Origin of the sequence: Pseudomonas maioricensis (assembly GCF_022790535.1) — a bacterium.
Classification (GTDB): domain Bacteria; phylum Pseudomonadota; class Gammaproteobacteria; order Pseudomonadales; family Pseudomonadaceae; genus Aquipseudomonas; species Aquipseudomonas maioricensis.
The window spans coordinates 264,485-275,027 of the sequence record NZ_LOHG01000009.1; the positions used below are offsets into that span (position 1 = coordinate 264,485).

A 10,543-nucleotide genomic window follows, 5' to 3' on the forward strand; every position below is an offset into this window, starting at 1 on the left:
GTTTCATTAAATGCGTCAAGGTGGCCATTATGGCCGCTTGGCGCGAGGCTGCAAACCTCCGGTAAGGGTGCCTGTCGAACCCCGGCAAAGTGCGTATAATCCGCCGCCATGACTCGTACTCGATCCTCTCGCAAAGCAAAAAAACCTGCCTCTGGCGGCCTTCGTACCTGGTTAGGCTGGGGGTTGAAGCTCGGCATTGTCGGGCTCGTCGTGCTGGCGGGCTTCGCTATTTACCTCGACGCCATTGTTCAGGAGAAATTTTCCGGCAAACGCTGGATGATCCCTGCCAAGGTGTATGCGCGCCCGCTTGAGCTATTTGTTGGGCAGAAGCTCAGCAAGGATGACTTCCTGATTGAGCTTGATGCGCTGGGCTATCGACGGGAAAGCGTTGCGAACGGTCCGGGCGCCGCTGCCGTCAGTGGCAACACCGTGGACCTTAATACCCGCGGTTTTCAGTTCTATGAAGGCTCCGATCCCGCGCAGCAGATCCGTGTGCGTTTCTCTGGCGATTACGTTGCAGATCTTTCGTCGGCCAATGGTGCCAAGCTGGCAGTTGCTCGCCTGGAACCCCTGATGATCGGCGGGCTGTACCCCAAGAATCTGGAAGACCGCATCCTGATCAAGCTCGATCAGGCTCCGCCGTATCTGCTTGATACACTTGTAACTGTTGAAGACCGTGATTTTTATCACCACTTCGGTGTGTCACCCAAGTCGATCGCCCGGGCATTCTGGGTGAACGCGTCAGCCGGACAAATGCGTCAAGGGGGCAGTACGCTGACCCAGCAGTTGGTCAAGAACTTCTACCTGACCAACGAACGCAGCCTTACCCGCAAGCTGACTGAAGCGATGATGGCTGTTTTGCTGGAGATTCATTACAGCAAGCAGGAAATTCTTGAGGCTTACCTTAACGAGGTGTTCGTCGGTCAGGACGGCCAACGGGCGGTGCACGGCTTTGGCCTTGCCAGTCAGTATTTCTTCAGCCAGCCATTGTCTGAGCTGAAGTTACATCAGGTCGCGTTGCTGGTCGGTCTGGTTAAAGGGCCTTCCTATTACAACCCGCGACGTAATCCGGAACGTGCACTTGAACGACGCAATCTGGTGCTCGACCTGCTGGAGCAGCAGGGTGTTGCCACACCTGAAGCGGTGGCAGCGGCCAAGAAAATGCCGCTGGGTGTAACCAAGACCGGTAGCCTGGCTGACAGCTCTTTCCCTGGCTTCCTTGATCTGGTCAAACGTCAGTTGCGCGAAGACTATCGCGACGAGGACTTGACCGAAGAAGGTCTGCGTATCTTCACCAGCTTTGATCCGATCCTGCAGATGAAGTCTGAATCGGCCATGAGCGAGACGTTTAAACGTCTGTCGGGTCGCAAAGGCGTGGATGATGTCGAAGCCGCCATGGTTGTGACTAACCCGGAAACAGGTGAAGTCCAGGCATTGATCGGCAGTCGCAAGGCAGGTTATGCCGGTTTCAATCGGGCCATCGACGCTGTGCGTCCAATTGGCTCATTGGTCAAACCGTCCATTTACCTTACTGCACTGGAGCGCCCGAGCCAGTACACCTTGACCAGTTGGGTGGCGGATGAGCCGTTTCAGGTAAAAGGTGCTGACGGTCAGGTATGGAAGCCGCAAAACTTCGACCACAAGGCTCACGGTAATATCTTCCTGTATCAGGGGTTGGCGCATTCCTACAACTTGTCCAGTGCCAAGCTCGGCCTTGAAGTCGGTGTGCCGAATGTATTCAAAACCATCGGCAAGCTAGGTGTTGACGTTGACTGGCCTGCTTACCCTTCGATGTTGTTGGGTGCCGGTGCGTTGAGTCCGATTCAGGTTGCGACAATGTTCCAGACCATCGCGAACGGCGGTTTCAATACCCCGATGCGAGGGATTCGTAGCGTTCTGACTGCCGAGGGCGAACCGCTCAAACGCTACCCGTTCCAGATCCAGCAGCGTTTCGATCCGGGCTCGATCTACCTCCTGCAAAATGCGATGCAGCGGGTGATGCGCGAAGGTACGGGACGTTCTGTTTATAACGTACTGCCAAGCTCGTTGAACCTGGCGGGTAAATCCGGGACGACCAACGATTCTCGCGACAGCTGGTTTGCAGGCTTCAGTCAGGATCTGCTGGCGGTTGTGTGGCTTGGTCGAGATGACAACGGCAAAACGCCGTTCACTGGCGCGACCGGTGCATTGCAGGTCTGGACCAGTTTCATGAAAAAGGCAGATCCGCTGCCGCTGGACATGGCGCAGCCTGATAACGTGGTGCAGGTCTGGGTTAATGCCGCGACAGGGGAGGGCTCCGATGCGGGTTGCCCGAACGCGGTGCAGATGCCGTATATTCGCGGCAGTGAACCGGCACCCGGCGCTGCATGTGGCGGTCCTGCGGCCCCGGCTCAGGAAGTGATGGATTGGGTCAAGGGTTGGCTGAACTAGAAGAATTGAGAGCGCCCAAAGAGGATCTAAAGTGAACAAGTGGTTGATTCCAGCGATAACAGCTCTGGCTTTGCTCAATGGTTGTGCCAGCGTAGAGCGGGGTTCAATTCCAGTGGTGGATTCGGGCTCCAAGGTTTCCAATAGCGAACGTGTTTCGCGCAATGGTGCTTCTCGGGCAAACGTTGCTCAGGCTCCTGCACAGGCTCAATCCGTGCCGCAAGATTCCGGTGTCGTGGTCATGATTCCAGGTGGAGGCGGTGGTAGTTCTGCGCCTATCGATACCTATGCCGCTCCGGTTGGGCAGGCGCCGATCAGTGTCAGCCCGCCGATTGATACTTCTTCGGTCAGCGCGCCTGTCACCAGCAATACTTACAACATGCCTGCTTCGACACCTAGTGGGATCCCGTCTTCCGGTAGTGGATTGTCCGCCGACGAGCAACTTGATGGCCCGGTTCTGGCGTTGTTGACCACTGCTCAGCAGCAGCAGAACGGCGGCGACCTCAACGGTGCGTCGTCAAGCCTTGAGCGTGCGCAGCGCGTTGCTCCTCGTGAGCCGCAAGTCATCTATCGATTGGCTCAGGTGCGACTGGCCCAAGGGGACGCTGCGCAGGCCGAGCAACTGGCGCGTCGTGGTTTGACTTATGCCAATGGGCGTCCAAGTCTGCAGGCCAGTCTCTGGGACATCATCGCTCAGGCGCGTGAAAAACAGGGTGACGCCGCCGGCGCTGCTCTGGCGCGTCAAAAAGCCAGGGTTGGCGCTTGATGGATCAGCGCTTTCCTGAGGTCGCGGAGCATTTGCTGCTGATCGAGCGCGAATTGCGTGTACTGGGCTGGTGGAGTGATCTGCCGCCCAGTGAGCAGGCGCTTTCCAGTGGCGAGCCGTTCTGCGTTGATACGCTTGAGTTCGAGCAGTGGCTGCAGTGGATTTTCCTGCCAAGAATGAAGTTGATTCTGGAGAATGATCTACCGCTGCCAAATGCCTCGGGCATTCTTGAAATGGCTGAGATGGTCTACGCGACACGCCAGCGGGAAACCCAGCCTTTGCAGCAGTTACTTGCCCAGTTTGATCGGCTGATCAGCCAGGCCCGCTAACGGCTGGCCGTTCTTGCAGGCGCCCCATGATACTGCGCTGTCTCGCGGCAAACATAGGACCTGTAGGAGCTGCCGAAGGCTGCGATCGCGGCGTGTCAGGATAAAATGCTTCGCAGCTTTCGGCAGCTCCTACAAAAGCACGATGCTATCAAGGCAGATCAGCAGCCTTATCAAAGGCAATAATCGTTTATTGCCTTTTGCGTTTCTGCAATACGCCCTTGCCGCTCATCTTCTGAAAGGCGTTTCAGCCCCCCTTCAACTTGCTCGCGTACGCGAGGGTTGTTCTGCAACTGGGCGAGATTCGTGCGCAGGATTTTGCAGTCCTCGGCGCGTCGGGCGTCTTGCTGGGCAACTTTCTTTTTGACTGCATTATTAATTTCCCGCTGCTCAGCCTCAGCTTCTATTGCCGACTTTGAACTCTCTGAAGTGGCGGGCGCGGCAGGCGGTTTCTGGATATCGATCTGCTGGGTTTGTCGCCCGGCCGGGGGCTGGGCGTCGAAATGAGTAACGCCCTGGTCATCGACCCATTTATAAATTTGAGCCGCATGGGCAGGGACGCTGAACGCCGTCGCTATAATCGCCGCGAAAATCATGCAACGCATGTTGCTTCCTTCCAGATACGTTTGCCCTGAAAGCTACCACAAGGCCATCTCAATGACCTTATTCGACGCAGTTTGGTGCGGTTAATTGGAAGAAAGCTCACGGATGACTTGACTTGGGGCAGGCGAATCACAACAATCCAAAGTTCGCTGTGAAGGGACTGCCAGAAGCAGACCATCTCGGTAGATCATGAGGCGCACACCCGCGCCGACCTGTAACACCCGCAACGCGTTACCTCGCGCTGGGTGGGAACGCCCCGAAACACTCAGGGGTTACCCAATACTTGCTCAGTCAGTGCTGACGTAGTCGGCGACCACCGTCGCTCATGCTCTGCTTGGCAGTAAAACCTATTAAGACCCGTCCTCGTTTGTGGACGGTATTCTGGCGTTTTAGAGGTGAACAACGTGGAGCTCTTATCCGGCGCTGAAATGGTCGTCCGCTTTTTGCGTGACGAAGGCGTTAAGCATATCTATGGGTACCCAGGCGGTGCCCTCCTGCACATTTACGACGCCCTGTTCAAAGAGCCAGCCGTTAATCACATCCTTGTTCGTCACGAGCAAGCGGCGACGCACATGGCTGACGGCTATGCGCGCGCCACCGGCAAGGCCGGTGTGGTGCTGGTAACTTCCGGTCCGGGTGCTACCAACGCAATCACCGGCATCGCCACGGCTTACATGGATTCGATTCCAATGGTCGTGCTGTCCGGGCAGGTCGCGAGCACGCTGGTCGGTACCGATGCGTTCCAGGAAACCGACATGATCGGTATTTCCCGGCCTATCGTGAAGCACAGCTTCATGATCAAGCACCCGTCGGAAATCCCGGAAGTGCTGAAGAAGGCTTTCTACCTGGCGCAGTCCGGTCGTCCGGGCCCTGTGGTTGTCGATATTCCGAAGGACATGACCAACCCGGCCGAGAAGTTCGAATACGTATTCCCCAAGAAAGCCAAGCTGCGCTCTTACAGCCCGGCTGTTCGTGGTCACTCAGGCCAGATCCGCAAGGCAGTCGAAATGCTGCTGGCGGCCAAGCGTCCTATCATTTATGCCGGTGGCGGCGTGATCATGGGCAATGGCTCCGAGCCGCTGACTGAGTTGGCGCAGAAGCTCAACGCTCCCGTGACCAATACGCTGATGGGCTTGGGTAGCTATCCAGGTATGGACCGTCAGTTTGTCGGCATGCTGGGTATGCACGGCAGCTACACCGCCAACCTGGCGATGCACCATGCGGACGTGATTCTGGCTGTTGGCGCGCGTTTCGATGACCGAGTCATCAACGGCGCTGCCAAGTTCTGCCCGAACGCCAAAGTTATCCACATCGATATCGATCCGGCTTCGATCTCCAAGACCATCAAGGCCGATGTGCCTATCGTAGGTCCGGTTGAGAGCGTTCTGACTGAAATGGTCGCGACCCTCAAAGAGATCGGCGAGCTGCCAGACAAGGCCCTGGTTGCCAGCTGGTGGAAGCAGATTGACGAGTGGCGTGGTGATCGTGACCTGTTCCCGTACAACCCGGGCGACGGCAGCGTCATCAAGCCGCAGAAAGTCATCGAGACCTTGTGCGAAGTCACCAACGGCGATGCTTTTGTTACGTCCGACGTTGGTCAGCATCAGATGTTTGCTGCGCAGTACTATCGCTTCAACAAACCGAATCGCTGGATCAACTCTGGCGGTCTGGGCACCATGGGCTTTGGCTTTCCGGCTGCGATGGGCGTCAAGCTCAGCTTCCCTGAGGCGCATGTCGCTTGTGTAACAGGTGAAGGCAGCATCCAGATGAATATCCAGGAGCTGTCGACCTGTCTGCAGTACGGTCTGCCTGTAAAAATCATCCTGCTCAACAACGGCGTGCTCGGCATGGTTCGTCAATGGCAGGACATGAGCTACAGCGGTCGTCACTCGCACTCCTACATGGAGTCGCTGCCTGACTTCGTGAAACTGGTCGAAGCTTATGGCCATGTCGGCATGAAGATCACAGATTTGAAAGATCTGAAGCCGAAGATGGAAGAAGCGTTCGCCATGACGGATCGTCTGGTGTTCATCGATATTCAGGTTGACGTCACCGAGCACGTTTATCCGATGCAGATCAAAGACGGCTCCATGCGCGATATGTGGCTCAGCAAGACGGAGCGGACCTAATCATGCGGCACATCATTTCCCTTTTGCTGGAAAACGAACCGGGTGCTTTGTCTCGCGTCGTTGGCCTGTTTTCGCAGCGCAACTACAACATCGAAAGCCTGACTGTGGCCCCAACCGAAGACCCGACCTTGTCGCGTCTGACGCTGACCACAGTTGGCCAGGATGAGGTGATCGAGCAGATCACCAAAAACCTCAACAAGCTGGTCGAGGTAGTCAAGCTGGTAGATCTGTCGGAGAGCGCCCATATCGAGCGTGAACTGATGCTGATCAAGGTGAAGGCTACTGGCGCCCAACGCGCCGAGATCAAGCGCACCACGGATATTTTCCGTGGGCAAATCGTTGACGTTTCAGCCAGCGTTTATACCGTGCAACTGACCGGTACTAGCGACAAGCTGGACAGCTTCATTCAGGCCATCGGCACTGCCGCTATCCTGGAAACAGTACGCAGCGGCGTGACGGGCATTGCCCGTGGCGACAAAGTGCTGAGCATCTAATCTCATTTTGCAAAATGGCCTGAAGGCCACGATAACAGGGGAATTCCATGAAAGTTTATTACGACAAAGACTGCGACCTTTCGATCATCCAGGGCAAAAAAGTTGCCATCATCGGTTACGGCTCCCAAGGCCACGCTCAAGCGTGCAACCTGAAAGACTCCGGCGTTGATGTCACTGTTGGCCTGCGTAAAGGTTCGGCTACTGTCGCCAAGGCTGAAGCTCATGGCCTGAAAGTGACTGACGTTGCTTCCGCTGTTGCTGCTGCAGACCTGGTCATGATCCTGACCCCGGACGAGTTCCAGTCCGCGCTGTACAAAAACGAAGTTGAGCCGAACATCAAGAAGGGCGCCACGCTGGCCTTCTCCCACGGTTTTGCGATCCACTACAACCAGGTCGTGCCTCGCGCTGACCTGGACGTGATCATGATCGCGCCAAAAGCGCCAGGTCACACTGTTCGTACCGAGTTCGTCAAAGGCGGCGGTATCCCTGACCTGATCGCTGTTTACCAGGATGCTTCGGGCAACGCTAAAAACGTTGCACTGTCTTACGCTTCGGGCGTTGGCGGCGGCCGTACCGGTATCATCGAAACCACATTTAAAGACGAGACTGAAACCGACCTGTTCGGCGAGCAGGCTGTTCTGTGTGGCGGTACTGTTGAGCTGGTCAAAGCAGGCTTCGAAACTCTGGTTGAAGCCGGTTATGCTCCAGAAATGGCTTACTTCGAGTGCCTGCACGAACTGAAGTTGATCGTTGACCTCATGTACGAAGGCGGTATCGCCAACATGAACTACTCGATCTCCAACAACGCCGAATACGGCGAGTACGTGACCGGTCCTGAAGTGATCAACGCCGAATCCCGTCAGGCCATGCGCAACGCTCTGAAGCGCATCCAGGACGGTGAGTACGCGAAGATGTTCATCAGTGAAGGTGCTACCGGCTATCCTTCGATGACCGCCAAGCGTCGTAACAACGCCGCTCACGGTATCGAAATCATCGGTGAGCAACTGCGCTCCATGATGCCTTGGATTGGTGCCAACAAGATCGTCGACAAAGCCAAGAACTAAGTCCTCGCGACGCTGTTCAACGCTAGAAAAACGCGGCCAACCGGCCGCGTTTTTTCGTTAAGCGGGACCGCATCTGGTATAAAGCTGCATCGTTTGCAGACGAACCCTCGTCGCAAGCATCTGTCGAAACTTTCCACACCGTTGCAAGGTAAAGTCTATGAGCGAACGTCCTGAAGAGCCAAACAAGGCCTCTGACGCCGAAAGCCTGCTACCGATCGATGAGCATATTGAAGAAGGACACGACGCCGAAGGGCGCAAGGTCCGGCATCGCGGCATCTATCTGCTGCCCAACCTGTTCACTACTGCGAATCTGTTCGCGGGCTTTTATTCCATTATCAGCTCGATGAGCGCACAGAGCGCCTTGGCTGCGGGAGACTCCGCAGGGGCAAGCAAGTACTTTGCATTCGCCGCCATCGCTATCTTTGTCGCCATGGTGCTCGACGGCCTGGATGGGCGTGTGGCGCGCATGACTAATACTCAGAGTGCATTTGGCGCTGAGTATGACTCCCTCTCCGACATGGTTGCCTTTGGTGTCGCTCCGGCACTGCTGGCTTTTGGTTGGGCGCTGGGTGATATGGGCAAAGTTGGCTGGATGGTTGCCTTCATCTATGTCGCTGGCGCTGCACTGCGTCTGGCTCGCTTCAACACCATGGTTGGCAAAGCCGACAAACGTTATTTCATCGGTCTGGCGAGTCCTGCTGCGGCGGGCGTTGTTGCCGGTACGGTCTGGGCGTTCAGCGATTACGGAATCCAGGGTTCCAAACTGTCGTTCCTGGTGGCTTTGCTGGTTGCAGCGGCGGGCATGCTGATGGTCAGCAACATCAAGTACAACAGCTTTAAGGAGCTGGACCTGAAAGGGCGAGTGCCGTTTGTCGCGATTCTGGCCGTCGTGCTGGTGTTCGCTGTGGTGTTCAGCGACCCGCCGCGCATTCTGCTGCTGATATTCCTCGCTTATGCAGCATCCGGTCCTATCCAATATTTATTGCGTCTGCGTCGTCACAAATCGGCCGAGTGATGTAATTTCCCCCATACTCCACAGTCTATTGGTGCATCAGTTCCTCTGGATTGTGGAGTCATCATGCTAATCAAAATCCCTTCAGCGTCTGATAGCAAAGAATCGGACGTTACCCCTGAATCTCTCTATCTCTCTCGTCGCACCCTGTTGGGTTCTTCGCTTGCCGGTTTGGCTGTCAGTGCCTTGCCGCGCTGGGCGAGCGCTGCCGACCCTTCTCTGTATCCGGATGTGGAGTCTGGCAAGGCCCCCGCGTGGTTCGCCGAAAAGCTTCCCGACACCAAATGGCAGGCGGTCAACGTCAAGGGGGAAGCGATTACCCCTTTCAAGGACGCAACGCACTACAACAACTTCTATGAATTTGGCACCGACAAGGGCGATCCCGCGCAAAACGCCGGTTCCTTGAAGACTGAGCCGTGGAGTGTTGTTATCGATGGTGAGGTCGGCAAGCCGGGTCGTTATGCGCTTGAAGACTTCATGAAGCCTTACCAGTTGGAAGAGCGTATTTATCGTCTGCGCTGCGTAGAGGCCTGGTCCATGGTCATTCCCTGGATCGGGTTTCCAATCTCGGCTTTGCTCAAGCAGGTTGAGCCTACCGCGAAGGCCAAGTACATCCGCTTTGAAACTCTGCAGGATCCCAAGACCATGTCTGGGCAGCGTTCAGGTTTTGCCTTGATTGATTGGCCTTATGTGGAAGGGCTTCGGCTGGACGAGGCGATGAACCCTTTGGCTATTCTTGCGGTTGGCATGTATGGACGTGAGCTGCCTAACCAGAATGGCGCGCCGTTGCGTTTGGTGGTGCCATGGAAGTATGGCTTTAAAAGCGTTAAGTCCATTGTGCGCATCAGTCTGGTCAGCGAGCAGCCCAAGACAACCTGGCAAAGCATCGCAGCTAACGAGTATGGCTTTTATGCCAACGTGAACCCGACTGTTGATCATCCCCGCTGGACCCAGGCGCATGAGCGCAGGCTGCCGAGCGGATTGTTCAGTCCCAACGTTCGACAAACCGAAATGTTCAATGGGTACGGGGAGGAGGTTGCCTCCTTATATACAGGTCTGGATTTGCGGAAGAATTATTGATGCGTTACCCGTTTTGGCGCTTGGGCGTTTTTGTAGCTGCTTGTGTTGCACCGGTGCTCTGGCTTTATCAGGCATGGATCTTTGCGCTGGGGCCTGATCCCGGGAAGGTGCTTGTCGACCGGCTCGGCCTTGGCACCCTGATACTGCTACTGATCACGCTGGCAATGACGCCATTGCAGAAACTGACGGGGTGGGCAGGCTGGATTGCTGTCAGGCGCCAGTTGGGGCTTTGGTGCTTTGCTTATGTATTCATGCACATGAGCGCGTATGCCGTTTTCATATTGGGGCTGGATTGGTCGCAGTTGGGGGTGGAGCTGGTCAAGCGTCCATACATCATCGTCGGCAGCCTTGCCTTTATATGTCTGCTGGCGCTGGCTGTGACTTCCAATCGTTATAGCCAGAGACGGCTAGGGGCGCGCTGGAAAAAACTTCATCGGCTTATCTATGTGATTTTGGGGTTGGGCCTGCTGCATATGTTCTGGATTGTCAGGGCGGATCTGAAGGAGTGGTCTTTATATGCAGTAATCGGTCTGCTGTTGCTGAGTCTCCGGATCCCAATGATTGCTAGGCGAATCCCGCGTGTAATTGGGTCTAAACCAAAAGTTCCAACAAAAGCGTGAATTAGGGGTTGACGGCCTCTCG

10 protein-coding genes are annotated in these 10,543 nt (G+C 55.9%); 9 read left to right on the plus strand and 1 reads right to left on the minus strand.

Annotated elements, in window-relative coordinates; genetic code table 11:
* Positions 1 to 108 precede the first annotated feature (108 nt).
* From mrcB to AUC61_RS16290, 3 genes are read left to right on the plus strand one after another with little or no spacing between them, the layout of a single operon-like run.
* Entirely contained in the window at positions 109 to 2,430 is a 2,322-nt protein-coding gene (gene mrcB / locus AUC61_RS16280) for a penicillin-binding protein 1B (RefSeq protein WP_243247246.1), read from the plus strand.
* A 31-nt stretch (positions 2,431 to 2,461) separates the two neighbouring features.
* On the plus strand, positions 2,462 to 3,193 hold the full coding sequence (locus AUC61_RS16285; RefSeq protein WP_243247247.1) for a tetratricopeptide repeat protein: 732 nt from the start codon (positions 2,462 to 2,464) through the stop codon (positions 3,191 to 3,193).
* Positions 3,193 to 3,522, plus strand: a complete 330-nt coding sequence (locus AUC61_RS16290; protein WP_243247248.1) for a YqcC family protein — start codon at positions 3,193 to 3,195, stop codon at positions 3,520 to 3,522. The genes AUC61_RS16285 and AUC61_RS16290 overlap by 1 nt, the downstream gene beginning before the upstream one ends.
* Positions 3,523 to 3,692: 170 nt before the next feature.
* Here the strand turns inward: AUC61_RS16290 and AUC61_RS16295 are convergent, their stop codons facing one another.
* Positions 3,693 to 4,124, minus strand: a complete 432-nt coding sequence (locus AUC61_RS16295; RefSeq protein WP_243247249.1) for a DUF4124 domain-containing protein — start codon at positions 4,122 to 4,124, stop codon at positions 3,693 to 3,695.
* A gap of 402 nt (positions 4,125 to 4,526) precedes the next feature.
* Here AUC61_RS16295 and AUC61_RS16300 point away from each other — a divergent pair, with 402 nt between their 5' ends.
* The 6 genes from AUC61_RS16300 to msrQ all read left to right on the plus strand — a co-directional run bounded on the left by AUC61_RS16300 (position 4,527) and on the right by msrQ (position 10,521).
* Positions 4,527 to 6,251, plus strand: a complete 1,725-nt coding sequence (locus AUC61_RS16300; protein WP_122666870.1) for an acetolactate synthase 3 large subunit — start codon at positions 4,527 to 4,529, stop codon at positions 6,249 to 6,251.
* Positions 6,252 to 6,253: 2 nt separating this feature from the next.
* Complete coding sequence (ilvN, locus tag AUC61_RS16305) at positions 6,254 to 6,745, plus strand: acetolactate synthase small subunit (protein ID WP_020293234.1); 492 nt, start codon at positions 6,254 to 6,256, stop codon at positions 6,743 to 6,745.
* A 47-nt stretch (positions 6,746 to 6,792) separates the two neighbouring features.
* Positions 6,793 to 7,809 carry a ketol-acid reductoisomerase gene (gene ilvC, locus AUC61_RS16310; RefSeq protein ID WP_027900358.1) on the plus strand — a complete coding sequence of 339 codons (1,017 nt, stop codon included), beginning with the start codon at positions 6,793 to 6,795 and terminating at the stop codon, positions 7,807 to 7,809.
* A 157-nt stretch (positions 7,810 to 7,966) separates the two neighbouring features.
* Positions 7,967 to 8,824: a CDP-diacylglycerol--serine O-phosphatidyltransferase gene (gene pssA / locus AUC61_RS16315; protein ID WP_243247250.1), complete on the plus strand. Its 858-nt coding sequence runs from the start codon at positions 7,967 to 7,969 to the stop codon at positions 8,822 to 8,824.
* Between the two features lie 63 nt (positions 8,825 to 8,887).
* Positions 8,888 to 9,901, plus strand: a complete 1,014-nt coding sequence (gene msrP, locus AUC61_RS16320; RefSeq protein ID WP_243247251.1) for a protein-methionine-sulfoxide reductase catalytic subunit MsrP — start codon at positions 8,888 to 8,890, stop codon at positions 9,899 to 9,901.
* Positions 9,901 to 10,521: a protein-methionine-sulfoxide reductase heme-binding subunit MsrQ gene (gene msrQ / locus AUC61_RS16325; RefSeq protein WP_243247252.1), complete on the plus strand. Its 621-nt coding sequence runs from the start codon at positions 9,901 to 9,903 to the stop codon at positions 10,519 to 10,521. The genes msrP and msrQ overlap by 1 nt, the downstream gene beginning before the upstream one ends.
* Positions 10,522 to 10,543: the final 22 nt, after the last annotated feature.